The organism is Megalodesulfovibrio paquesii (genome assembly GCF_054653055.1).
Map to the genome: position 1 here is coordinate 782,934 of NZ_BAAIGQ010000005.1, position 23,905 is coordinate 806,838.

Annotated in this window: 17 protein-coding genes; 10 read left to right on the plus strand and 7 right to left on the minus strand. The window is 65.8% G+C overall.

Features of this window, described 5'->3' with window-relative positions; genetic code table 11:
* Positions 1-5: 5 nt before the first annotated feature.
* On the minus strand, positions 6-1,604 hold the full coding sequence (gene gpmI, locus ACYQ00_RS10130; protein ID WP_460032013.1) for a 2,3-bisphosphoglycerate-independent phosphoglycerate mutase: 1,599 nt from the start codon (positions 1,602-1,604) through the stop codon (positions 6-8).
* Complete coding sequence (gene rsfS / locus ACYQ00_RS10135; RefSeq protein WP_460032014.1) at positions 1,601-2,110, minus strand: ribosome silencing factor; 510 nt, start codon at positions 2,108-2,110, stop codon at positions 1,601-1,603. Before rsfS ends, gpmI begins: the two co-directional genes overlap by 4 nt.
* A gap of 260 nt (positions 2,111-2,370) precedes the next feature.
* Between rsfS and ACYQ00_RS10140 the strand changes: the two genes are divergently transcribed.
* Both ACYQ00_RS10140 and ACYQ00_RS10145 read left to right on the plus strand, forming a co-directional pair.
* A complete protein-coding gene (locus tag ACYQ00_RS10140) occupies positions 2,371-4,101 on the plus strand; it encodes a dynamin family protein (protein ID WP_460032015.1) in 1,731 nt (576 codons plus the stop codon).
* 33 nt (positions 4,102-4,134) lie between these two features.
* Positions 4,135-5,439: a phenylacetate--CoA ligase family protein gene (locus tag ACYQ00_RS10145; RefSeq protein ID WP_460032016.1), complete on the plus strand. Its 1,305-nt coding sequence runs from the start codon at positions 4,135-4,137 to the stop codon at positions 5,437-5,439.
* Positions 5,440-5,513: 74 nt separating this feature from the next.
* Here the strand turns inward: ACYQ00_RS10145 and ACYQ00_RS10150 are convergent, their stop codons facing one another.
* Both ACYQ00_RS10150 and ACYQ00_RS10155 read right to left on the minus strand, forming a co-directional pair.
* On the minus strand, positions 5,514-6,470 hold the full coding sequence (locus ACYQ00_RS10150; RefSeq protein WP_460032017.1) for a dihydroorotate dehydrogenase: 957 nt from the start codon (positions 6,468-6,470) through the stop codon (positions 5,514-5,516).
* 16 nt (positions 6,471-6,486) lie between these two features.
* Positions 6,487-7,281, minus strand: a complete 795-nt coding sequence (locus ACYQ00_RS10155; protein WP_460032018.1) for an iron-sulfur cluster-binding protein — start codon at positions 7,279-7,281, stop codon at positions 6,487-6,489.
* A gap of 65 nt (positions 7,282-7,346) precedes the next feature.
* Between ACYQ00_RS10155 and ACYQ00_RS10160 the strand changes: the two genes are divergently transcribed.
* The 5 genes from ACYQ00_RS10160 (at position 7,347) to ACYQ00_RS10180 (ending at position 15,065) form a co-directional block, all read left to right on the plus strand.
* Positions 7,347-9,551 (plus strand): peptidase U32 family protein, encoded by a 2,205-nt coding sequence (locus tag ACYQ00_RS10160; protein WP_460032019.1) that lies wholly within the window; start codon positions 7,347-7,349, stop codon positions 9,549-9,551.
* A 374-nt stretch (positions 9,552-9,925) separates the two neighbouring features.
* Positions 9,926-11,134: an ammonium transporter gene (locus ACYQ00_RS10165; protein ID WP_460032020.1), complete on the plus strand. Its 1,209-nt coding sequence runs from the start codon at positions 9,926-9,928 to the stop codon at positions 11,132-11,134.
* A gap of 25 nt (positions 11,135-11,159) precedes the next feature.
* Positions 11,160-11,498: a P-II family nitrogen regulator gene (locus ACYQ00_RS10170; protein ID WP_460032021.1), complete on the plus strand. Its 339-nt coding sequence runs from the start codon at positions 11,160-11,162 to the stop codon at positions 11,496-11,498.
* A gap of 54 nt (positions 11,499-11,552) precedes the next feature.
* Positions 11,553-14,162, plus strand: coding sequence for a [protein-PII] uridylyltransferase family protein (locus ACYQ00_RS10175; protein ID WP_460032022.1), 2,610 nt, complete (start codon positions 11,553-11,555; stop codon positions 14,160-14,162).
* Positions 14,163-14,222: 60 nt separating this feature from the next.
* Positions 14,223-15,065, plus strand: a complete 843-nt coding sequence (locus tag ACYQ00_RS10180) for a YMGG-like glycine zipper-containing protein (protein ID WP_460032023.1) — start codon at positions 14,223-14,225, stop codon at positions 15,063-15,065.
* 117 nt (positions 15,066-15,182) lie between these two features.
* Here the strand turns inward: ACYQ00_RS10180 and ACYQ00_RS10185 are convergent, their stop codons facing one another.
* Positions 15,183-15,698, minus strand: a complete 516-nt coding sequence (locus tag ACYQ00_RS10185; RefSeq protein ID WP_460032024.1) for a hypothetical protein — start codon at positions 15,696-15,698, stop codon at positions 15,183-15,185.
* 320 nt (positions 15,699-16,018) lie between these two features.
* Between ACYQ00_RS10185 and ACYQ00_RS10190 the strand changes: the two genes are divergently transcribed.
* The 3 genes from ACYQ00_RS10190 to ACYQ00_RS10200 all read left to right on the plus strand — a co-directional run bounded on the left by ACYQ00_RS10190 (position 16,019) and on the right by ACYQ00_RS10200 (position 20,439).
* Positions 16,019-16,675 (plus strand): Bax inhibitor-1/YccA family protein, encoded by a 657-nt coding sequence (locus ACYQ00_RS10190; RefSeq protein ID WP_460032508.1) that lies wholly within the window; start codon positions 16,019-16,021, stop codon positions 16,673-16,675.
* A 97-nt stretch (positions 16,676-16,772) separates the two neighbouring features.
* Positions 16,773-18,992, plus strand: a complete 2,220-nt coding sequence (gene rnr, locus ACYQ00_RS10195) for a ribonuclease R (protein WP_460032025.1) — start codon at positions 16,773-16,775, stop codon at positions 18,990-18,992.
* Between the two features lie 220 nt (positions 18,993-19,212).
* Positions 19,213-20,439, plus strand: coding sequence for a glycosyltransferase (locus tag ACYQ00_RS10200; protein ID WP_460032026.1), 1,227 nt, complete (start codon positions 19,213-19,215; stop codon positions 20,437-20,439).
* A 144-nt stretch (positions 20,440-20,583) separates the two neighbouring features.
* Here the strand turns inward: ACYQ00_RS10200 and ACYQ00_RS10205 are convergent, their stop codons facing one another.
* Positions 20,584-22,257 (minus strand): DNA repair protein RecN, encoded by a 1,674-nt coding sequence (locus ACYQ00_RS10205; RefSeq protein ID WP_460032027.1) that lies wholly within the window; start codon positions 22,255-22,257, stop codon positions 20,584-20,586.
* Positions 22,258-22,268: 11 nt separating this feature from the next.
* Positions 22,269-23,882, minus strand: coding sequence for a glycosyltransferase family protein (locus tag ACYQ00_RS10210; RefSeq protein ID WP_460032028.1), 1,614 nt, complete (start codon positions 23,880-23,882; stop codon positions 22,269-22,271).
* Positions 23,883-23,905 lie beyond the last annotated feature (23 nt).

Genomic DNA, 23,905 nt, shown 5'->3' on the forward strand with positions numbered 1-23,905 from the left:
CCTGGCTAGGGCTGCGCGGCGGGGCGCAGCAGAGAGTTGCCGGTCATCTGGTCGCCGCGGGCAAGACCCATGAGTTCCAGCACGGTGGGGGCCACATCGCCCAGACGACCATCGGCCAGGGGGCACGGGCCGGTACCATTGGCCAGCGGGTCACCATGGGGCAGAATGAGGGCCAGGGGCACGGGATTGGTGCTGTGGGATGTCTGGGGCTGGCCTGCGGCGTCGAGCATTTCTTCGGCATTGCCGTGGTCTGCGGTGAGCAGCACGCGCCAGCCATGGCTGCGGGCCGCCTCCAGAATCCTGCCGACGCACTGGTCCACAGTCTCGGCGGCCTGGATGGCCGCGGGGATGCTGCCAGTGTGACCGACCATATCCATGTTGGCCAGATTGCAGACAATCAGATCGTGTTTGCGGGCGGTGAGGGCCTCTACCAGCTGGCGGGTGACCTCGGGGCAGCTCATTTCGGGCTTGAGGTCATAGGTGGCCACCTCGCGCGGGCTGGGCACGAGAGCCCGATCCTCACCGGGGAAGGTCTCCTCGCGGCCGCCGGAAAAGAAGTAGGTCACGTGGGCGTACTTTTCCGTTTCAGCGATGCGCAACTGCTTCAATCCCTTGGAAGCGACGATTTCCCCGAGCACGCCGGTAAGATCCTGCGGCGGAAAGGCAGCCGGCAGGGGCAGCGCGGCCTCATAGCGGGTCATGGTGGCGAAGCCGGAGAGCGCCGGCCGCACCGGACGGGGGTAGGCGTCGAAGGCGTCGTCCCAAATGGCCCGGCACAACTGGCGGGCCCGGTCGGCCCGGAAGTTGAGAAAGAAGATGCCATCGCCATCGCGCAGCAGGCCCCTGGGTTGGCCATCGGCCTGGACCAGCACGTGCGGTTCGATGAATTCATCTGTGGTTCCGGAATCATAGGCAGCCTGGACCAAGGCGGAAGCGTCCGTGGCTGTGGCGGCGCCGCTCAGGCTGGCGGGCTGGGTCAGGGCGCGATGGAAGCGTTCCACGCGTTCCCAGCGCTTGTCGCGGTCCATGGCCCAGAACCGGCCGGTCACGCTGACGATCTCGCCCCAACCCAGCTCCTGCATAAAGGCTTCCAGGCGCTGGATATCGCCCAGGCCGGCGGTGGGGGGCTGGTCCCGGCCATCCATGAACACGTGCACCAGAGCCGGCACGCCCTGGGCCCTGGCCAGGGAAAGCACGGCGCGCAGGTGGCTGCTGTGGCTGTGCACGCCGCCATCGGAGAGCAGGCCCAGGCAGTGCAGCCGGCCGCCGGCGGCCTTGATGTCGGCCAGCAGCTGCAGCAGGACGGCATTGGCGTTGAAGGAGCCGTCCTCAATGGCCATGTCGATGCGGGTCATGTCCTGGTACACCACGCGGCCGGCGCCCAGGTTCATGTGGCCCACCTCGGAGTTGCCCATGAAGCCGGCGGGCAGGCCCACCTCGCGGCCGGAGCAGGCCAGGGTGGCGCAGGGCGCGGTGCGCAGCAGGCTGTCCAGCACGGGCGTGTTGGCCAGGGCGATGGCGTTGCCGGGCCCGTCAGGGGCCAGGCCGCAGCCATCGAGGATCAACAGCAGCACCGGATGCACGGCAGCGGGGGAAGCGTTCATGCGTCGCCTGCCGTGCCCTGTCCGCTTTGCGCAGCAGGTCCGCCTTGCTCGGGGAGGGGGGGCCGGGTCTCCGAAAAATTGAACGTAATGCGCGGCACCTGGAGCCAGAGGCCCTCCAGATTGAAGAGCCGGCGCATCTCACCCATGAAGATGTGGACCAGCACATCGTTCATATCAATGAGAATCCACTGGCCGGCCTTGTAGCCTTCCACGCCCAGCACTTCCAGGCTCTGCTCCCTGGCCAGTTCGCCCAGGGCGTCGGCCAGGGCCTGGGCATGGCGCTGGGTTTTGGCCGTGGCGATGAGCATGGCGTCCGTGGCGGCGGAATAGCCCTTGAGCTGGTGGCCGGAAATCTCCTCGGCCTGCTTTTCATGCAGCCGGGCGGCGATGAGCCGGGCCTTTTCGTCGTAGGGCATGGCATTGTACTTGGGCGGAGTGTGCATCATCGGCGTCTTGTCTTCCTTAGTGCGGACGGGATCTGGGAGAGTGCGGCGAACAGCCGTCATGCTCGCTCTACGCAATTTCGCGCCCGCTTGCAAACAGAGACCTGTTGTGCCCCCATTGCAACCCAGTCCGGCCCAGTCCGGCCCAGTCCGGCCCAGTCCAGTCCAGCCAGGTCCAGCTGGGCATGCCCCGGCCCGCCATGGTGCAGACAGCCCAGAGGCTGGATTTTTCCAGGGAAATGGGCGAAGGAAGGGAACTCGACCAAGACCCCGCGTGCCTGTCATGCGCCTGCGGGCGACCCAATGCCGGAGGCTTCCGCTCCATGTCCGATCTTCAGCCCTCGCCCCTGCTTGAAACCTGCTACCTGCAGATCAAGGAACGCCTGACCGCGCGCTTTACCGACCTGCACGCCCTGGCCGTGGAGACCGGCCCCGAGGCCGCCCGCAGCGTGGCCGCGGATGCCATCGCCTCGGTGCACGCACCGTTTTTGTTCGTGGTGGTGGGCGAGGTCAAGGCTGGAAAATCCAGTCTGGTGAACGCCCTGCTCGGTGCCGATATCTGCGCCGTGGCCCCGGAGCCCTGTACTGACGTCATCCACAAAATCATATACGGCGCCACCTCCGCCGTGCGCATGGTTTCCCCGCACCTGCGCGAGGTGAGTCTGCCGGTGGAGATTCTCAAGGATATCGCCATTGTGGATACGCCGGGCACCAACACGCTGGTGGCCCAGCATCAGGAGATCACCGAGGCGTTCATCCCGCAGTCCGACCTGGCCCTGTTCGTGTTTCCGGCCACCAATCCGCATACCAAGTCGGCCTGGGAGTTTTTTGATTTTGTGCACGAGGCCTGGCGCAAAAAGGCCGTCTTTGTCCTGCAGCAGAAGGACCGGGCCAGTGAGGAAGAGCTGGCCGTGAACACGGCCAAGGTGGCGGAATACGCCAACGCCCGCGGCATGGCCGAACCGGCCATCTTTGCCGTCTCCGCCCGCAGGGCTCAGGACGATCCCGAAGGCTCGGGCATGGCCGCCTTGCTCGCCTTTATCCGGGCTCATGTCACCGGCGGTCGCCGGGCACGGGAGAAAATGGCCAGCTGCATCACCACGGGGCTGACGGTGCTTGATCTGGTGGACGGCTCCCTGACCAGCCAGGCCGAGCTGCTGCGCCATGACCGCCGCGAAGAGACCATCATCAAGGATTATCTGGAGCTGGCCCGCAAAAGCTGCCTGAGCGACGTGGAGTGGATCCGCACCCGCACCTCCGAGGCCTACGCCCGCCATGCCGCAAGTCTGGCCCGGGACTTTGAGGACGGCCTCTCCCTGATCCAGATGCTGCGCATGACGGCCTATTCCATCGCCGGCAAGAAGGAGAAGATGCAGCAGTGGCTGGATGGCATCTTTGCCTCCTTTAAGCAAAAACTGGATGCCGACGTGGAGGCCGTGAGCGCCCAGGGGGCGGCCCGGCTGCGCGAAAGCGTGGCCAAGGTGATGGAAACGCTGGCCAGCCAGCTGCGGGCCGAGGCTGCGGCCCGCTCCCGCGAAGCCGCCATGACCACCATGACCCGCACCCGCCTGGAGAGCCTGGATCAGGCCCGGGAGCAGGTCCTGGCCCTGTTGGGCGATGCCGCCCTGGATGAACGCCTGGCCCCGCGCACGCTGCAGTCCATGGGCGAGCAGGCCGTGGCCGGCGGGTTGATCACGGCCATGGGCGCGGTCATCGCTGCGGCCACCCATGCCGCGGTCATTGACGTCACCGGCGGGCTGATCAGTCTGGCCGGGGCCGTGCTGGCCCTGAACATCCTGGCCATCCGCCGCCGGGGCAGCGTCAAAAAATTCCGCGAGGCCCTGGAGCAGGGCCGTGAACGGCTTCGTCAGGAGGTGGAGGACCAGCTCACCGGCCAGCTGACGGCCATTTTTGATGACATCCACCTGGCCTTTGCCCCGTTTTTCAACAACCTCGCCCGCCGCGAAGATGCTTTGAGTCTGCTGGACGCCCGCTCCCGCGACCTGCGTCTGGCCCTGGAACGCGAGCGCGACGAGTTGCCCTTTTCGGAATAGACCCACAGTGTTCAGGCGACTGGAGGAACGACGATGATCTATGATGTGGACAAGGAAACCCTGCCTCGCGAAGACATGGAAGCCCTGCAGCTGCGGCGGCTCAAGGCCCTGGTGGAAAAACTCTACGCCGTGGTGCCCTTTTACCGCAAAGCCATGGATGCCCGCAAAGTCGGCCCGGCCGACCTGCGCACCCTGGCCGACCTGCAGTATTTTCCCTTCACTGAAAAGCAGGACCTGCGCAACCATTACCCCTTTGGCCTCTTTGCCGCACCCCGGGAAAGCATCGTCCGCATCCATTCCTCCAGCGGCACCACCGGCAAGGCCACTGTGGTGGGCTACACCCAGCGCGACCTGGACACCTGGGCCCAGTGCGTGGCCCGCGCCCTCATGGCTGCCGGCGCCACCCGCAACGACATCATCCATAATGCCTATGGCTACGGCCTCTTTACCGGCGGGCTGGGCGCACACTACGGCGCCGAGCGCCTGGGCGCCACGGTGGTGCCTGTTTCCGGCGGAGCCACCAAGCGGCAGATCAGCATCTTGAAGGATTTCGAAGCCACGGTTATCTGCTGCACGCCCTCGTACATGCTCCACCTGCAGGAAGCCGCCGAGGAAGTGGGGGTGGACATCCGCAAGCTGCCCCTGCGCGTGGGCGTTTTTGGCGCGGAACCCTGGACCGAGGAAATGCGCCGCCAGATTGAGCAGAAGTGTGGCATCACCGCCACAAACATTTACGGTCTCTCCGAAATCATGGGGCCCGGCGTGGCCCAGGAGTGCGCTGAAGGCCAGTGCGGTATGCACCTCTTTGAGGACCATTTCTACCCCGAAATCATCAACCCCGAAAGCGGCGAGGTGCTGCCCCCGGGCGCCCAGGGCGAACTGGTCATCACCACCCTGACCAAGGAAGGCATCCCGCTGCTGCGGTACCGCACCCGGGACATGACCACCCTGAACTACACGCCCTGCATCTGCGGCCGCACCCTGGTGCGCATGGGCCGCATCGCCGGCCGCAGTGATGACATGCTCATCATCCGCGGGGTTAACGTCTTCCCCTCGCAGATCGAGTCCATCCTCATGGAAACCGAAGGCCTCTCCCCGCACTACCAGATCGTCGTGCGCCGCGAAGGCACCCTGGACACCATGGAAGTGCAGGTCGAGGTGGGCGAATCCATGTTCTCTGACGAAATCAAGACCCTGCAGCAGCGTGAGCGCCGCATTTCCGAGACGATCAAGGAGTTTCTCGGGGTCACGGCCAAGGTCAAACTTGTGGAACGCCAGTCCATCGCCCGCTCCGAGGGCAAGGCCAAGCGGGTCATCGACGAACGTTCCCTGACGTAGCGCAAGGGCGCACGCACCGGGAGGGCGCTGTGCGGCAGCAAGCGGTTCTCCCGGTGCGTGCGTGTGTGTTGGGCTCAGACCTTCAGCGTTCCCCTGAGTTCGTCCAGGCTGTTCACGCGCAGGGCGTGCAGGGCCTGGGGCAGGTCGGCTGCAATGCGGAAGGCGGCGTCAGGGCGCATGAAGTTGGCGGTGCCGATCTGGACCGCCGCCGCGCCCACAAGGATGAATTCCAGGACATCCCGGGCGCTGGCGATGCCGCCCACACCGATGACGGGAATCTTGACTGCCCTGGCCACTTCCCAGACGCAGCGCAGGGCCACGGGCTTGATGGCCGGGCCGGAAAGCCCGCCGATGACGTTGACCAGCCGTGGCAGGCGGCGCTCCAGATCCACGGCCATGCCCGGCAGGGTATTGATGCAGCAGACGGCGTCGGCCCCGGCCTTTTCCACAGCCCTGGCCACGGCGGCAATGTCCGCCACGTTGGGCGTGAGTTTGACCCAGACCGGCGTATCGCCGGCCTGTTTTTTCACCGCTTCGGTCACCCGCGCGGCCTGGGCCGGGTCCTGGCCAAAGAGAATGCCCCCGGAGGCGACGTTGGGGCAGGACACGTTGACCTCAATGGCCGCAATGCCCTCGGCTCGGGCCAGAATGCCGCCCAGGGCGGCGAATTCGTCGGCGTCGCAGGCATAGAGGTTGGCGATGATGGGCACGTCCTGATGGGGCAGGGCCGGGAGCTTGTCCTGCAGAAAGGCTTCCACCCCGATGTTCTGCAAGCCGATGGCATTGAGCATGCCGCAGGGCGTCTCGGCCAGGCGGGGCATGGGATTGCCCAGGCGGGGCTTGAGGGACAGGCCCTTGACGATGATGCCGCCCAGGGTTTTCAGGTCGCCATAGGGCGCGAACTCCAGGCCATAGCCGAAGGTGCCCGAGGCCGTGAGGATGGGATTTTTCAGGGCCAGACTGCCGAGCTGCACGGCGGTGGAGGCAGCGGCGGGAGCGGCCTCGGAGACGGGCGTGGTGGGAGTGGTCATGCGGCGTCCCCTTGGTTCAGACGGTGATTTTGGTGGACCAGAACACCGGACCACGGCTGCAGGTCTGCACGCGCTTGCCCTGGTCGTCCTCGGCCACGCAGCCCAGGCAGGCGCCCACGCCGCAACCCATGCGGTTTTCCAGGGAAAGCTGGGTTCTGGCGCCGGTTTCCCGGGCCAGACGCTGCACGGTGCGCAGGAAAGGCAGGGGGCCGCAGGAGAGCACCAGCCCGTTTTCCGCCGCCGTAGCGGTCATGGCCTCGTGCATGGCGTCGATGAATTGTTGCAGATCGGCCGGCCCCTGCTCCAGAAAGCCCCTGGCGGAGATGGACGAAAAGGCGTCCCACGGGTAGGATTCAAGGGGCAGACGGTGGCCGAAGAGCAGGGAGAGCTTTTCCGGCGCGGGATGGGATCGCGTATAGCCCACAAAGGGGGCTATGCCGATGCCCCCGCAAAGCATGAGGGTGGGGGCGTTTTTTTCCTGGGCAAAGCCGTTGCCCAGCGGCCCCCAGACGGTGCAGCCCTGGCCTGGCTGCAGGGCGGCCAGCTTTTCCGTGCCCCGGCCAGTGTTGAGCACGTACAGGATGAGCCGGCCGTCCTGGTAGTCGCCAATGGAAATGGGCCGGCCCCAGATGAGTTCCTGGCCGAAGAGATCCGGCCGCAGCATGACAAACTGGCCGGGCCGCCAGAGGGTCCAGCCGGGAAAGTCCAACACCAGCTTGAATACGCCGCCGGCGGCCGGGCCCGCACCGAGCAGGCGGTTTTCCAGTACCTGGGCGTCGTGACAGGACGCCTTCAACAAGGCTTGGGCCATAGCAGAGTCCTCATTGACCGTCCGCACCCCTGCCGGACAGCGCAGGGCCGGACGATGGAGAATCCATGACAGTGTTGCATACAGAGACAAAACCCGCTGCGCAGCAGCTCGAACGTCCGCAAAGTGCCGGCCGTTCCACCCCTCCCGAAATCCTGGCTCCGGCCGGGCAGGCGGATTCCTTCCTGGCGGCCGTGGCCGCAGGGGCGGATGCCGTGTACGCCGGGTTGAAGCACTTCTCTGCAAGGATGCAGGCAGACAACTTCGCCGTCAAGGAGCTGGCCACACTTTCCGGCTATGCGCGCGAAAAAGGGGTGAAGACCTACCTGGCCCTGAATACCCTGCTCAAGCCAGGAGATCTGGACGCCGCAGGCCGGATGCTGGACCGCGTGGCCAGGGCCGTGGAGCCGGAGGGGATCATCGTCCAGGATCTGGGCGCCGTGCAGCTGCTGCGGCAGATCGGCTTTCCCGGGGAGATTCACCTCTCCACCCTGGCTGCGGTCTCGCCGGCGGTGGGGCTCAAGGTGGCCAAGGACATGGGCGTGCGCCGGGCCGTGCTAGCCCGCGAATTTCATGTGGACGAGATGAAGCAGATGGACGCCGCCGCGGCAGAACTGGACATGGATCTGGAAGCCTTCATCCACGGCGCACTGTGTTTCTGCGTTTCCGGGCGGTGCTACTGGTCCAGCTACATGGGCGGCAAGAGCGGCCTGCGTGGCCGCTGCGTGCAGCCCTGTCGCCGCCGGTACGCGGGCAAGGGCGTGCATGGCGCGGCCGCCGAAGACGGGCGCGTCTTTTCCTGCCTGGATCTTTCCCTGGACGTGCTGGTCAAGACGTTGCTGCAGTTCCCGCGGATCAAGGCCTGGAAGATCGAGGGCCGCAAGAAGGGACCGCATTATGTCTTTTACGCCGTGACGGCCTACAAGATGCTGCGCGACCACGGCGACGACCCCGCCGCCCGCAAGGAGGCCCTGGCCATTCTGGAACGCGCCCTGGGCCGGCAGGGCAGCCACGCCCTCTTTTTGCCTCAAAAGCCTCACCAGCCCCTGCCCGAGGCTGGCGCGGAAGAGGCCGTTGCTTCCGGCCGGCTGGCCGGCCGCGTGACCCACACCAACGAGGGCGGGGCCTATCTGGCCCCCCGGCTGCCCCTGCTCAAGGGCGATTTGCTGCGCGTGGGCTCCGAGGATAACAGCTGGCATCAGACCATTCTCATCCGCAAGGCCATCCCCAAAGGCGGCCGGCTGGATATTCGCCCCGCCCCCCCGCCAAAGGACAAACCGGCTGCCGCGACACCCCCCAAGCAGGGCGACAAGCCCGGTGGACGTGCCGGGGCGGCCCTCAAACGCAAGGACCAGGGCCAGGCCCGGCGGCCGTTTCCGCCCCGTGGCCGCCGGGTGGGGCCGCGTCTGCCGCCCAAGGGCACGCCGGTGTATCTGGTGGACCGCCGGGAACCCGAGCTGGCCTCCCGCCTGGGCAGCATGCGGGCCGAACTGGCCCAGCGGCGCGAGCCGGCCAGCGTCACCTCGACCTTTGAACCGCAGGTGCCGCCACCAGCCCCCCGGCCCAAGGGCGCGGTGAACATCATCGTGCAACGGGCACTGGCCGCGGGCAAGCAGACCGAGCGCGGGGTCAAGGGGCTGTGGATGACGCCGTTCACCCCTGAAAAATGTTCCCCCACCTTGTACCCGAAGATCTGGTGGTGGCTGCCGCCGGTGATCTGGCCCGAGGAGGAGGAGTCCTGGAAGAAGGCCCTGCACAAACTGGTGCGCGACGGTGGCCGGCGCATCGTCTGCAACGCCCCCTGGCAGATCGGGCTGTTGCCGGAAATTGGCAAGGTCAAGCCTGTGGCCGGGCCATTCTGTAATCTTTCCAACGCATTGGCCTTGGAAGAGATGCGCGGCCTGGGGTTTGACATGGCCATCGTCAGCCCGGAACTGAGCGGTGAGGACCTGCTGGCCCTGCCGGCGCAGAGCCCGCTGCCGCTGGGCATTGTGGTGTCGGGCAACTGGCCCGTGGGGGTGACGCGGTACAAGAGCCCGCTGATCAAGCCCCAGGAGCCCCTGACCAGCCCCAAGGGCGAGACCTTCTTTACCCGGCCGTACGGCCCGCTGACCTGGGTGTTTCCGGCCTGGCCCCTTGATCTCACAGCCCGGGTGGAGGCCCTGGAGCAGGCCGGCTACGGTGTGTTCATCCACCTGCGGGAGCCGCAGCCCAAACGGGTGGACACGCCCGGCCGGAGCAGTCAGTTCAACTGGGAGCTGGGGATGCTGTAAAGTATGCAAAATTGTCAATGAGCCGCAGAGTGCTTTGAGGGGCTCTGCGGCGCAGGCAAGGTACCCGGGGAGGAGCCTCCATACTGTGGAGGGGGGATGGCGTGTTATCTGGCTAATGCATGAGAAATACGTCTGATTTTTGATTGCAGTGCGCACATTGCAGGCGTGCTCTGCCCTCGGTGGCTCCCTCCGGTGTGCGTCTGGCGATGAGATGTTTCGTGTTTGTTACGTTTAATGTCAAAACGTCTTCCCCTGGTGTTTGGCATGCGTTAAGAGGGGGCGTCCTCCAGACGGGAGGAGGTTTTGACCTGGGAGTGCGGCACTGCTGCACCACACGAAAGCAACGCACAGCTCATTTTCAGCAGGAGGAAATCATGCAGCCGGCGGATACCGCGTTCATTCTGATAAGCGCAGCCTTGGTCATGTTCATGACCCCTGGTCTGGCCCTGTTTTACGGCGGCCTGACCCGCAACAAGAACGTGCTGGCCACCATCATGCACAGCTTCATCTTGATTGCGGTGGCGACACTGGTCTGGGTGGCCGTGGGCTACAGCCTGGCCTTCGGGGATGACATTGCGGGCATCATCGGCTCGCTCAATTTTGCATTCCTGTATGGCGTGGGCGGGGAACCGGCTGCCATTGCCCCCACCATCCCGCATTCCACGTTCATGATCTTCCAGTGCATGTTCGCGGTCATCACCCCCGCGCTCATCTCCGGAGCGTATGCGGAACGCATCAAGTTCTCTGGTTTTCTTGTCTTTTCCGTGCTCTGGCTCATCGTGGTCTACTGTCCCATGGCCCACTGGGTCTGGGGTGGCGGCTGGATGGCCCAGATGGGTGCCCTGGACTTTGCCGGCGGCGCAGTGGTGCACATGAGCTCCGGCGCGGCGGCCCTGGCGGCGGCTGTTGTCCTGGGTTACCGCCGCGGCTACGGGCAGGCTCCCTTCATTCCGCACAACATTCCCATGACCGTGCTGGGCGCGGGCATTCTGTGGTTCGGCTGGTTCGGCTTCAACGCCGGCAGCGCCCTGGCCGCCAACGAGCTGGCCTCCAGCGCCTTTGTGACCACGCACATCGCCGCCGCAGCTGCGGCCGTGGCCTGGATTGCCATGGAACGCATCGTCAGCGGTAAGCCCACCACCCTGGGCGCGGCCTCCGGCGCTGTGGCCGGGCTGGTGGTCATCACCCCGGCCGCCGGGTTTGTCACCCCCATGGGCGCCCTCTTGATGGGACTCTCCGGAGGCGCTATCTGTTACGGCGGCATCTTCCTCAAGCACAAGCTGGGCTTTGACGATGCGCTGGACGTGGTGGGCATTCATGGCGTGGGCGGCACCTGGGGCGCCATTGCCACGGGCATTTTTGCCAACCCCGCCATCAACGGCAAGTCCGGCCTGCTGCAGGGCGATGTGCATCAGTTCCTGGTGCAGATTGCTTCCGTGGTGGCCACCTGGGTGTTCTGCTTCGGCGCGAGCTACATCCTGCTCAAGTTCACCGACGTGGCCGTGGGCCTGCGCGTGGCGCCGGAAGAGGAAGAGGTCGGTCTGGACATGAGCCAGCACAACGAATCGGGCTACCAGTTCTAACCTCTTGCGAGAAAGGATTGCGATCATGAAAAAGATCGAGATCATCGTCCGGCCCTTCAAGATGGAAGAAGTCAAGAAGGCGCTGACGAGCCTGGACATCAAGGGCATGACCGTCAGCGAAGTCAAGGGCTTCGGACGCCAGCGCGGGCACAAGGAAGTGTACCGTGGCGCCGAATACCAGGTGGACTTCGTGGCCAAGGTCAAAATCGAAGTGGTGGTGGACGACTCCATGGCCAAGACCGTGGTGGACGAGGTGGTCAAGGCCGCCCGCACCGGTCAGATTGGCGATGGCAAGATCTTTGTCATCCCCGTGGAAGAAACCATCCGCATCCGCACCGGCGAATCCGGGGTGGAAGCCATCTAACCCGCATCTGCACCGGGCCGGTAAGCCACGCTTTCCGGCCCGGTCCTTTTTGGCATGCCCACGCCCATCGAGACCCTGGCCGCGGAGCGCAAGGCCGTGCAGGCCCTGCTGCAACGTCCTGCCATGCCTCCCCCCGCGCCTGGCGCCTCCCCCGTTGCCGCCCGGCTGACTGCAGCCTGCGACGCTTATTTTGCCGCCAGCCTGCCGGCGATTGCAGGCGCGCGTCCTGCCTGCTGCATCGTCGCCGTGGGAGGTTACGGCCGCGGCGAATGCTCTCTGCACGCAGATATTGACGTGCTGCTGGTCTATCCCAAAAAGATTCCCCCCGCCGCGAGCGAGCTGGCCGGGGACCTCTTCCGTCCGCTCTGGGATCTCAGGCTCGACGTGGGCCACGGCGTGCGCAGCGTGGGGGACTGCGGCCGCATCGCCAGACAGGACATGGCCGTGCTGGCCTCCCTGCTGGATCTGCGTTTCGTGGCCGGAGACGCCGGCGTCTTCGCCGCCCTGCAGCAGGCCGTGGAGGGCGTGCTCAGGCGAGACGTGCTGAAACCATTTCTGGAATGGCTGGGCCGGGAGACTACCCAGCGCCTGGCCAGGCACGGCAACGCCTTCGGGGTACTGGAACCGCAGCTCAAGGCCGGCGAAGGCGGGTTGCGGGAAGCGCATGCCGCACGCTGGCTGCATCGTCTGCTGGGAGCTCGCTCCATCCTCTCGGAACGGGACCTGGCGCGGATGGAGGCCGACGTGGGCCTGTTGCTGGAGGTGCGCAGCCGGCTGCATGCCCTGTCCGGCTCGCGCCAGGATCTGATTGCGCTGGAAATACTGCCCGAACTGGCCGCCCGGTGCGGATGGGGCGGGACAACTGGCGAACCCGGCACCCCGGTCATGCCGGACGAATCCGGATTCCTGGCCTGCCTGCACCGGGCCATGGAGCGCAACCGCGCCGCGGCCTGGTGGCAGCACCGGGCTGCGCTGGGCAAGGCGCAGCAAGATGTGCCGGGCGATTGCTGGGATCTGCTCCTCGTCTGCGGGGCCATGGGCACGCCGCCTTCCCTGGCCACCCGTCGCAAGCTGGAGGCCAAGGCTGCCCGGCCTGTCGATCAGGCAGAACTGTTCCCCCGGCTCACGGCCCTGCTGCAGCAGCCGCAGGCTGCCGTGGCTGTGGAGGCCATGTTCGAGACCGGGCTTCTCGGGGCCACACTGCCGGCCTTTGGCCTTTCCCAGGACCGCATCCCTTACGGTGGCTGGCATGTCAGCCCGGTGGGGCGGCACAGTGTGGAAACCCTGCGTTGCCTGGAGGCACTGGCCGACCCTGCCTCCGAAGCACCGCCGCGCCTGCGAAGCCTGTGGCAGCAGGAGCACGCCCATCAAACATTGCGCTGGGCCGCCCTGCTGCACGACATCGGCAAGACGCCGGCCGAGGGCAGCCAGGGGCATTGCGAACGCGGGGCCCATGTGGCCTCGACCATGCTTGCGGCCTGGGGCGCGCCGGCGGATCTGGTGGACGAAGTGGCTTTTCTGGTCCGCGAGCATCTGCTGCTGGCCGAAACGGCCCATGGCGAGGATCCGGAAGATCCTGCCGTGGCCGCGCGAATCATCGGCCGGGGGTTGACCAGGGCCCGGCTGCGGCGCCTTTTGCTGCTGACCTATGCGGATTCTCGGGCCACGGGCCCGCGCGTCTGGAATGATTGGTCCGCCTCCCTGTTGTTCGCCCTGGCGGACGCCCTGGGGGAAGCCCTGGAAACAGAGGATCCCGTTCCGGCCCGCCAGGCCAGACAGCTGCAAAAGCGGCGCGAGTTGTTGCGCAGTCAGGCTGCCAGCGTCTATCCTCCTGATGTTTTTGAGGAACGGCTGGGGTTGCTGGATTCGCGCTACCTGCTGGTGGTGACGCCGCGGGAGGCGCTCCGGCATCTGCAACTGCGCGACGAGTTTCTGCGCCGGTTTGAGGAAGCCTTGATCCGTCTGCCCGGAGGGGGGCAGGAGGGCAGGGTGGCCGTGCTTCAGGCGCGCCCCGCAGGCCGGGAAGACCCCCGGGCCGATTCCGGGGCCTGGGAGGTGGATGTGGCTGGCCGGTGCGAAGCCCGGCTCCTGTCCATGACCTCAGGGGTGCTGGCGCTGCACGGGCTGGATATTCTGCAGGCTGATGTCTTTACCTGGAAGGACGGCGTGGCCCTGCACCGCTTTTTCGTCAGCCCGCCACCGGACCCGTTGTATCCTGAGGAGTTCTGGGCCAGGGTGCAGTCTTCCCTGACCTACGCCCTGAGCGGGAAGGTCCGCGTTGAGGAGCGGCTGGCAGAAAAGCGCAATTCGCTTTTCGCCAGTGCCGGCAAGCCCGGGGCTTGCAATGGTCGCGCTGCGGCGGGGCCGGTGGTGGCCGTTGCTGGCGAGGGGGAGGGGGTTCGGGTGCAGGTGGAGGCCGATGACCGCATCGGTCTGCTGCATGACATTGTGGTGGGCATCGAGGCCGCCGGCGGAGCGGTGCGCACGGCGCGCATCCAGACCAGAGGGCACCGGGCCCATGATCAGTTCCATGTGCAACCGCCTGCGGGAGTGCCGGCGGGGGGCGTTCCGGCAGCAAATCTTTCGGGCAATGAGACCGGTTCGGCAGATTTCTTTGTAAAACATTTGCAGGAGACCTTGCTCTCCCGGTTGACCTGCGGCTAAAAGCGGCCTGATTGGTGGTCCGGCTGTGTGTGCCGACTGCCCAACCAAGGAGCACGCCTCATGTTCAGCTGGTTCAACCTGCCTCGCCAATACCCGCGCCTGCATCGGGCGCTCGTCTGTGTTGTCTGCTCCCTGATGCTTTTGTCCGCACTCTGCACCGGCGCCTGCACCTACCGCCACGTGCCGCCGCCACCCCGCGTGTACAACCAGCCCATGCCCACGGATGTTGCCCCCAGCTATGTGGACGCCCGCTGGCAGCTCACGGCCGTGTCGTATGTCTGGATGGGCCAGGGGTTCGACTATTCCCGGGCCGGCCTGGAACCGGTGATCCTCAAGGTGGTCAACACGGGAAGCACCGGGATTCAGGTGCTGACCGACGAGGTGGTGGGCATTGCCCAGGATGGTTCGGAATATCTGGTGTACACCCTGCCGCAGGCCGGGCAGATGGTCATGAATTCAGAATACTATCGCGCCAATCGCGATGCCGCGGCCAGCACCGTGGCCGGTACGCTCATTGGGGCCGGGTTGGGCTCCATCGTGGGGCTGCTGGTGGGCGGCGGGCCTGGGGCCTGGCGTGGGGCCATCATCGGCGGTGCGGGTGGCGCAGTGACCGGGGCCATGTCCGGCTCGGCCCAGGGAGAGGCCCGGCTGCGCAACGACGTCATGCAGGAACTGCAGTATTACGTATGGAAGGAAACCCTCATCGCGCCCCAGGCCACCAAGGTGGGCTACTTTTACTTCCCCCGGGTGAATCTGCGGGCCGTGCGTGTGACGGTGCGTGGCGTTGGCGGCGAGCTGCAGGCCTATGAGCTGCCCCTGGTGGCGCCGGCCAACCTGCCTCCGGCGCAGCCCGCACCTCAGGCCGCTCCGGCAGCACCTGCCGGCACTACGTTGACGCAATAGCACTGCGTCCGCTTTCATGCGGCAGGCAATGTCAAAGGCCGGGCACCTTACGGTGTCCGGCCTTGTTGTATGCCTTGCTGGAGTGTTGCAGTGCGCTTGCCTGGTGCCAGCGTGGCACTATCTGTTCATGGCGTTCAGCGCGTTGAGGTTGTTGCGGATCATCATGGCGTTGATCTGGTTCGCCGTGCGGATCTGCTGTGCGGCGATGGCGTTAGTGCGGGCTTGCTTGTTCACGTAAGGACGAGGAGCCACGACAACGCCAGGGACTCCACCCATGGGCGGCGCGACCACAGGGCGGGGCGCCACGACCACAGGACGCGGCTGGTAATACACCGGGGGCGGCACCACGGCCACTGGCGGGGGCATCACCACCGGAGGGGCGACCACTACCGGCGGAGGCGGTGCGTAGACCCGGCGCGGCGGTACGTACACGACCGGCGGCGGAGGAGCCACCACGACACGCGGCGGGGGCACTACCACAGGAACGCCAATGGACACGTGCACACCAGGGGCGTACACAGTCAAACCTTGCGCAGCAGCAGGCGCGTGGGCTGCAAACACCGTCACCACACTTGCCATGACAGCCGGGATGACAAAGAACAGGAACAACTTCTTTATAAGCAGGCGGTTCATACTATGCCTCCTTTGCAGTCTCTCTTGCAATGCAGCTATGCATGGTGCATGAAGTGCATTGCGACCTGTTACAGAGCGGCATGAAAAAAAGTTTAATCCTCGACATCAGATTCAATTTGGGGATTCATTTTTTTCACGCCTTCCTATATTTCAATGTCAGGCATTCAAGCCCGCTTGTCAACGCGGGCAGGCGTTGTTAAATACTTCTTTTACAAGACCAGACCCAACCAAGGAGCCGACAAGTGAATCAGACTCCCTATGCCTTTTCCAGGACCCAGGCCGGTGGCGTGGCTGCCAGCAAGTCCCTGGCCTCCATCTTCATGCGCGGCGTGTACCAGTGGATGTGCCTTGGCCTGCTGGCCACGGCAGCCATGACCTGGTTCACCCTGAGCAGCGAAGCCGTGCTCAGCCTGCTGATCACCCCTCAGGGCGGCCTTTCCATGCTGTACTGGGGCGCTGTCATTGCCGAGCTGGTGCTCGTGGTGGTGCTTTCCGCCCGCATTGGCAAGCTTTCCGCCGCCTCGGCCTCGCTTATGTTCCTGGCGTACAGCCTGCTGAACGGCGTCACCCTCTCGCTCATCGTGGCCATGTACACCCAGGCCTCGGTGCTGCGGACCTTCCTGGTCTGCGCCGGCATGTTCGGGGCCATGAGCGTCTATGGCATGGTCACCAAGAAGGATCTGACCGGCATGGGCAGCTTCCTGATCATGGGCCTCATCGGCATCATCCTGGCCTCTGTGGTGAACATCTTCCTGCAGAGCACCACCATGCACTTTGTCATCAGCTACCTGGGTGTGCTCATCTTCACTGGCCTGACTGCCTATGACACCCAGAAGCTCAAGGAAATGGGCTCGGTGATGCCCCTGGACGACGCCACGGCCGTCCGCCGCGGCACCATCCTCGGCGCGCTGACCCTGTACCTGGATTTCATCAACCTCTTCATCATGCTGCTGCGGGTGATGGGCGACCGCCGCTAAGGCGGGCCCCATCCCGGCGTTGCAGCCTGCATGCGCCCTGCGAAGACGCCCGTCGGCTTCGGCCGGCGGGCGTACGGGCGTTATCAAAAAGGATCAAATGGCCAAGAAAAAACGGCGCGGCGAGCGCCCCCAAAGCGTGGACCTGCCCACGGTCCTGCGCGTGTTCAAAGAAAGCCGCAAACCCCTGAGCCAGGGGGAACTCGTTTCCATACTCAAGCTCTCGGGCAAGGAGGCCCACCGACTGCGGCCCATCATCGAACAACTCCTGGATACCGGCAAGCTCATCAAGCTGGGCCGCGGATCCTATGGTCTCACGGAGCGGCTCAAGCTCATCACCGGCAAGCTGGAGGTCCAGCGCTCCGGCGTGGGCTTTGTTATCCCGGAAGACAAGCGGCGCACGGACATCTTCGTCAGCCCGCAACATTTCAATGGCGCCTGGCATGGCGACCGCGTGGCCGTGGCGCTCCTGCCGGAATCCCACGGCCGCCGGCCCGAAGGCCGCATTGCCCGGGTGCTGGAGCGCGGGGCCACCAAGCTGGCCGTGCGTGTGCAGCGCCGCATGGGCGAGCTGCTGCTTTGCCGGCCCACGGATCCCAAGCGCGGGTTCCACGTCATGGTCAAGGCGGAGGAGCTGGTCCAGTCTCTGGGGCAGGATGTCTTTGACGGCGACATCCTCCTTGTCGAGCCCGGCGAACAGCTGGACCGCGACCTGTACAGCGCCACGGCCCTGTCCCGTCTTGGCCCTGAAGGGGAGGTGGGGGTGCAGGAGTCCCTGGTCAAGAGCAATTACGACATCCCCGCCGCCTTTCCCCAGGCCGCGCTGGAGCAGGCGGCCACCCTGCCCGAGGCGCCCGGCGAGGCCGATCTGGCCGGCCGCGAGGATCTGCGGGCCCTGGATCTGGTGACCATCGACGGCGCCACGGCCCGGGATTTCGACGACGCCGTGTGCGTGCATCGCGAGGGCGAGGGCTACCGCCTCTGGGTGGCCATTGCCGACGTCGCCCACTACGTCCACCCTGGCACGCCCCTGGATGAGGAAGCCTACACCCGCGGCAATTCATACTATTTTCCGCAGTCCGTCTGCCCCATGTTCCCCGAGGCCCTGTCCAACGGGCTGTGCAGCCTGAACCCGCACGTGGACCGGCTGTGCATGGTGGTGGAGACGGCCTTCGACCGCCACGGCCGCCCTGGCGAGTCCCGGCTGTATCAGGCCGTGATGCATAGCAAGGCCCGCCTGACGTATGATCAGGTGCAGCGCGCCGTGCTGCTCAGGGAAGAGGAGGAGCGCGCCAATCTGGCCGCCGTGCTGCCCATGCTCGAGGTGGCCGAGGAGCTGGCCCGCAAGATCAATGCCCTGCGCAACCAGCGCGGCAGCCTGGACTTCGACCTGCCCGAGCCGGAAATCCTCTTTAACCTCCAGGGCGAAACCACGGACATTCGCCGCCGCACCCGGCACTTCGGCCATCAGATCATTGAGGAATTCATGATCGCAGCCAACGAGGCCGTGGCGCGGTTCCTGACTGAGCGGGAGTTTCCCTGCCTCTACCGCATCCACCCCGAGCCGGATCCGGGCAAGCTGGCTGCACTCTTCAAGCTGCTGCAGTCGACTTCCCTGGGCCCGCAGCTGGATCCTGAGCAGGCCAGCAGCCCCACCCCCGAGGGCGTGCAGCAGCTCCTGGCCCTGGCCCAGGGTACGGAGCAGGAATACGTGGTCAACCGGCTGACTCTGCGGTCCATGATGCAGGCCTCCTACGACCCGGTGAACGAAGGCCACTTCGGCCTGGCCTCGGACTGTTACTGTCACTTCACCTCGCCCATCCGCCGCTACGCCGACCTGGTCGTCCACCGCAGCGTCAAGGTTGCGCTGCACCTCGCCACTTGGGAGCAGCCCTTCCACTCCCTGAAACAGCTCAAGAAGGTGGCCGAGCAGCTCTCGGCCACCGAGCGCGTGGCCATGGAGGCCGAGCGCGAGATTCTGAAGCGCCTGACCGTGCTTTTCCTGGAAGACAAGGTGGGTGCGGAGTTCACCGGCGTGGTCAGCGGCATGTCGGACTTTGGCTTCTGGGTCGAACTCAACGAGGTCATGGCCGAGGGGCTCGTCCGCCTCTCCACCCTCAATGACGACTACTACGCCTACCTCTCGGACAAGCAGGTCCTCCTGGGCGAACGCACCGGCCGGGCCATCACTCTGGGCCAGGAAGTGCGCGTGCTGCTGACAGACGTGCACATCGGTCGCCTGGAAGTGAATCTGGAACTGGCCGCCCCGCCGGAACGCGCCGCTGCCGGCCGCCGGGCAAAGTTCAAGCGCAGGGGGTAGAGAGCAGCGTTCGTGGAACCCCTTTCTGGAGAAGGGGGTTCCACCAATCCCATCCCCAAAGACTTTTATCGGGCCAAAGACTTTTATTGGGGTGGGTACGGGAAAAGTGGGCAGGTTGACCCGGTAAAAGCCGGAGTTTGCCTGGGCGATCGGCCATTGGCAGGCGCAGGCTTTTCACGTACAACGCCCCCTTCCTCTCACGCCTACCCGAAGACATATCATGCACCCTCGCGTTGCCTATATTTCGTTGTGGCTGCCCAAGCCGTCGGAAACGTTCATCATGCGGGAGATTCTCTGCCTGCGCGCCCAAGGTCTGGACGTGTTCCCCACAGCCCTCTATGGCCCGCTGCGCAAGCATTTCTCCAAGGAAATGCAGGCCTTTGCCGCCACAGTCACCCGTCTGGGAATCAAACACCTGGCCCGCGGCGTGGCCGATGAGCGGTATTGGTGGAAGCGTGACCCCGCTGCCGTCAAGGAATGCCTGGGCTATGCCCGGCTGGGCTTTCGGACCCTGGAGCGCACCGGCGAGAACCTCTGGGCCCTGCACGCCGGCTTCCGGCTGGCCCGGTTGTTCGAACAGGAAGGCGTGACCCACATGCATGCCCCCTGGGCCACGGGCCCGGCCATGGCGGCCATGGTCGCCTCGCGGCTGACGGGCATTCCCTTCAGCTTTGCCGCCCGCGCCGGAGACATCTACCCGCCCGAGCAGGCCCTGCCGGCCAAGATTGCCCGCGCGGCTTTTGTGCGCGTGAACACCCAGTCCAACGTGAGCTACCTGCGCTCCCTGGTCCCGGCCGACCAGCAGCAGAAGATCCTCAATGTGTACAACGCAGTGACCCTCATCCCGGCCGAGGAGGCCCCGGTCTTCATGACCCCGCCGGCCCGCCTCCTGGCCATCGGCCGCTTTGTGCGGACCAAGGGCTTTGATGATCTGCTGCGCGCCTGCGGGCTTCTCAGACAGCAGGAAATTGACTTCACCCTCACCCTGGCCGGCTCCGGTGGCGAGGAACCCGCCCTGCGGCAGCTCGTCAAGGAACTGCAGCTCGAAAATCGGGTCCGCTTTCCCGGTTTCGTCACCCACGAGGAAGTCTCCCGGCTTCTGGACCAGGCCGATTGCTTCGTCATGCCCTCCGTGGTGGGCAAGAACGGCGACCGCGACGGCATCCCCAACGTGATCATGGAAGCCTGCACCCACCGCGTGCCCGTGGTGGCCACGGACTGCTCGGGCATTGGCGAGGTGATTCGCGACGGGCAGACCGGACGCCTCGTGCCCCAGCGCAATCCGGCAGCCCTGGCTGCCGCCCTGCGCGACACCCTGGCCGACCGCGCCACGGCCCTGCGCCTGGCCGACACCGCAAAAACCCTGGTGCTCTCCCTGTTCGACCAGCAGACAAACTGCGCGACCTTGCGCAGATTGTTTACGGAGAACGGACGAAAGGAAAGATGAGTCAGGGGGGATAATCCCCCCTGGACCCCCTGATAGTGTAAGCGGCGCTTCCGGTTCGTATACGAACCGGAAGCGCCGCTTACACTATTGGAGGGGGTTCGGGGGAACTCAGTTCCCCCGGATTCTTCTTTCCCCGCCGTTCTCTTATTCTTCCCGTCTTCCCAACAGTTCGCGGGCCAGGGCTTCGCCCTGGGCGCCGCCACCGGCCATGCGGGTCAATTCGGCGAAGATGGCGTCCGGGTCGAGCTGGCGGCAGCGGGTGGTGGTTTGCCCGTCGAGGACGAGTTTTTCCACGTAGAAGTGCCGGTCGGCCAGGGCGGCGAGCTGGGGCCAGTGGGTGACGACGAGGATCTGGCGGCGGTGGGAGAGTTCCTTGAGCCGCTCGGCGACGTGATTGAGGGTGATGCCGCCGACGCCGGTGTCGATCTCGTCAAAAAGCAGGGTGGGTTGTTCGAGGTCGTCGCGGGCGGCGCTGGAGCGGACCAGGGCCAGGAGAAAGCGCGAAAGTTCGCCGCCAGAGGCGATGCGGTCCAGGGGCTGGGCAGGCTGGCCGGGGTTGGGCCGCCAGAGCAGACGGGCGCGGTCGTCCCCCAGGGTGGAAAAGAGCGGGTCGGCGGCGCGGTCCGGGAAGAGCAGGGCGCGGTCGAATTCGCAGCCGACGTGAACTTCCGGGGAGAATCCCAGGCCGCGCAGCTCCTCCTCCAGGATGCGGGAAAACTGTTCGGCGGCCTCGCGCCGGGCGGTGTTCAGGCGTTCCAGCAAGGCGGCCAGGGCCTGGGCGGCCTCGGTTTCCTCGCGGGTCAGCTGGGCCAGCTCCAGGCCGCAGACATCCAGAAAGGAGATGCTCTCCTCGATTTCGGCCTGCAGGGCCAGGATTTCCGGCATGCTGCGTTTGAGCTGCCGTTTGAGCTGGGCCAGGGCGTAGAGCCGGGATTCCACGGCTTCCAGCTCACGCGGGGAGGGGCCGGCGGCGCGTTCCTTGCGCAGGCGGGAGGAGAGATCGCGCAGGCGGATGGAGGTTTCCTCCAGCCAGGGCAGGTCGTCGGCGTAGTTGTCGCTGACGTCGGCCAGGAGGGTCAGGCGCCGGCCGAGCTGATCCACGGTCTCGATGAGGCCGGCCTCCCCACCCAGAAGCAGGGCCAGGGAGTTGTCCACGGCTTCACGCAGGGCCTTGGCCGCGCGGGCAGCCTCACGCTTTTCCTGCAGGGCGTCTTCCTCGCCTTCTTCGGGGGCCACCTTGTCGATGATGGATTTCTGATGCTCCAGCAGCTCGCGCCGGGCGGCAAGGTCGCGGCTGCGGGTCTCCAGCTCCTGGCGCCTGGCGGCCAGATCGCGCAGGCGGCGCTTGCCGTTCTCGCAGGCGGTCCACAGGTCGTCAGGAACCAGTTGCTGACGGCGCAGGAAGTCATCGAGCAGGCGGGCCTGGAAGGCCGGGGAAAGGAGCTGCTGGTGGCCGTGCTGACTGGTCACCGCCACGAGGGCGGGTCGCAGGGCGCGGATGGTATCCTGGGAGGAAAGGGCGTCGTCGATGCGCAGTCGGCTGCGGCCGGAGTCCGCGGCCAGTTCGCGGTGCAGCACCACTTCGCGTTCTTCGCCTGCCGCCGTGGGAATAACGAACAGCGCTTCTACGGTGGCTTTGTCCTCGCCGGGGCGGACGAGGTCGGCGGCGAGTTTTTCGCCGGTGAGAAAGCCCAGGGCCTTGAGGATGAAGCTCTTGCCCGCGCCGGTTTCGCCGGTGAGGACGTTGAAGCCGGTGTCCAGCTCCAGGGCCATGTCCTCGATGAGGGCAAGATTTTTGATACGCAGATATTCCAGCATGATGGCAGTGCTCAGAGGATAGAGGCCAGGGTCTTGGCAAGCAGGCCGGAGGGATCGAGCCCTTCCAGCCGCCGGGCGAACTGCCCTTCCTTGCCTTGGCTTCGCGCGGAATGCAAGGCCAGGGCAGCTTCTTCCAGACCTTCCTTGAGGCGAAAGGCCTTGAGATTGGCCAGCCCCAGGGAGAGGCCGAGCCGCCAGTCCTCGCGCCGGCGCAGGGAGAGGTCAGAGAGCAGGCCCAGCCGCAGGTGCTCCCAGCCGCCGCAGGCCGCCAGGAGGGATTCCAGGCGACGGGTGATTTCCATGTCGTGCGGGGCCAGTTCCATGGCCAGAAAGAGGCAGTCCGCGGCGCAGGCTGGCAGGTGCATGCGCGGGGTGAAGCTGCGGCCGGGAAAGGCCGTCCGTCCAAGCCGGGCCAGCTGGGCGGCCCAGCCCTGCAAAAGGGCGGCGGGCGTTTCCGGCCGTCGGGGCTCGCCTTGCAGGAGCAGGCATTGCCGGGCGAATTCGAACTGCCCCTGATACAGCCCCAGCACGGAACAGGCCGCGGCCAGAGGGACGATCCGGGAGTGGACGGGATGCTGGATGATCTGCACGGCCAGCTGCAGCGCATCCTGCGGCCGGTTGAGCAGGTGCCAGGTCTCCAGGACGGCGGCCAGGGCCTCGGGATGATCCACATACCCGGCCAGGGCCAGGCCAAGCTCCCGCAGGCTGCCGGGCTGCCGGCGGTTGCGCACCAGTTCCCAGCGGGCCAGCAACCAGGCCAGGCGGCGGTCCATGACCGGCGCGGTCTGCGCCGGCAGGGTTTCCGCAAAGCGCAGCAGCTCGGCCGCGCGGTGCTTCGGCAGATGGCTGGCCTGCACGCGCTCCCAGCCGGCCCGGGCGATGGCCTCGGCCGGGCGGGGGAAACGGCGGAACTGGTCCAGCAGGGCCTGCAGTTCCAGGACATGATCGTAGACGACGATTTCCTTGCCTGGCTCAAAGAGGGCGTCCTGGTCCGGGCCTATGTTCTGGCTGAGGACCAGACAGCCGACACTGGCTGCCTCGGTGACGCGGAAATTCACCTCGGCCTGGATGGCTTCGTTGGGCGCCAGACGGGTGTCCGCGTACACGTCGAGCATGGCATGCAGGGGCAGATCCTGCTCGATGCGGGCATTGCAGCGGGCCTTGAGGAATTCCGTCAGCCAGGCCCGGCGGGGCCGTTCGGGGGTGATGCGGCCGACAAAGCTGACATCATGACCGCGCCCGGCGTGCGGGGTCCAGGGGCGTGGATAGCCGGGAAACGCCAGCCGTCCCAAGGGCGGCCGGGGCCAGGGAAACTGCTCCCAGAGGTGGCGGTGCGGGGTGACGACGCCGTCGAAACAGCAGGCATACCAACGGTGCCAGTGGGCATTGAGGTGTGAATCCAGGGACCAGAAGATTTTGGGGCAGGCGAGCTTGTCCAGCCCGGTGAGCAGCACGCGGGGGCCAAGGAACTCTTCCTGAATGATCAGTTCAGGCGTGAAGCCTTGCTGCTCCAGGGCCTCGGGCAGGTTGAATTCGGCCTGCCCGGTGGGCCAGAAGCAGATCACCTCATGGCCCAGGGACTGCATGGCCTTGTTCAGGGCAGGAGAGATGAGGCAGATGCGCATGGCTGGGCTGGTGTTGAAGGGAA

Excerpts from the sequence above, each read along its gene's own strand:
- gpmI (WP_460032013.1), bottom strand. The coding sequence starts at position 1,604 with ATGAACGCTTCCCCCGCTGCCGTGCATCCGGTGCTGCTGTTGATCCTC.
- rsfS (WP_460032014.1), bottom strand. The coding sequence starts at position 2,110 with ATGACGGCTGTTCGCCGCACTCTCCCAGATCCCGTCCGCACTAAGGAA.
- ACYQ00_RS10140 (WP_460032015.1), top strand. The coding sequence starts at position 2,371 with ATGTCCGATCTTCAGCCCTCGCCCCTGCTTGAAACCTGCTACCTGCAG.
- ACYQ00_RS10145 (WP_460032016.1), top strand. The coding sequence starts at position 4,135 with ATGATCTATGATGTGGACAAGGAAACCCTGCCTCGCGAAGACATGGAA.
- ACYQ00_RS10150 (WP_460032017.1), bottom strand. The coding sequence starts at position 6,470 with ATGACCACTCCCACCACGCCCGTCTCCGAGGCCGCTCCCGCCGCTGCC.
- ACYQ00_RS10155 (WP_460032018.1), bottom strand. The coding sequence starts at position 7,281 with ATGGCCCAAGCCTTGTTGAAGGCGTCCTGTCACGACGCCCAGGTACTG.
- ACYQ00_RS10160 (WP_460032019.1), top strand. The coding sequence starts at position 7,347 with ATGACAGTGTTGCATACAGAGACAAAACCCGCTGCGCAGCAGCTCGAA.
- ACYQ00_RS10165 (WP_460032020.1), top strand. The coding sequence starts at position 9,926 with ATGCAGCCGGCGGATACCGCGTTCATTCTGATAAGCGCAGCCTTGGTC.
- ACYQ00_RS10170 (WP_460032021.1), top strand. The coding sequence starts at position 11,160 with ATGAAAAAGATCGAGATCATCGTCCGGCCCTTCAAGATGGAAGAAGTC.
- ACYQ00_RS10175 (WP_460032022.1), top strand. The coding sequence starts at position 11,553 with ATGCCCACGCCCATCGAGACCCTGGCCGCGGAGCGCAAGGCCGTGCAG.
- ACYQ00_RS10180 (WP_460032023.1), top strand. The coding sequence starts at position 14,223 with ATGTTCAGCTGGTTCAACCTGCCTCGCCAATACCCGCGCCTGCATCGG.
- ACYQ00_RS10185 (WP_460032024.1), bottom strand. The coding sequence starts at position 15,698 with ATGAACCGCCTGCTTATAAAGAAGTTGTTCCTGTTCTTTGTCATCCCG.
- ACYQ00_RS10190 (WP_460032508.1), top strand. The coding sequence starts at position 16,019 with ATGCGCGGCGTGTACCAGTGGATGTGCCTTGGCCTGCTGGCCACGGCA.
- rnr (WP_460032025.1), top strand. The coding sequence starts at position 16,773 with ATGGCCAAGAAAAAACGGCGCGGCGAGCGCCCCCAAAGCGTGGACCTG.
- ACYQ00_RS10200 (WP_460032026.1), top strand. The coding sequence starts at position 19,213 with ATGCACCCTCGCGTTGCCTATATTTCGTTGTGGCTGCCCAAGCCGTCG.
- ACYQ00_RS10205 (WP_460032027.1), bottom strand. The coding sequence starts at position 22,257 with ATGCTGGAATATCTGCGTATCAAAAATCTTGCCCTCATCGAGGACATG.
- ACYQ00_RS10210 (WP_460032028.1), bottom strand. The coding sequence starts at position 23,882 with ATGCGCATCTGCCTCATCTCTCCTGCCCTGAACAAGGCCATGCAGTCC.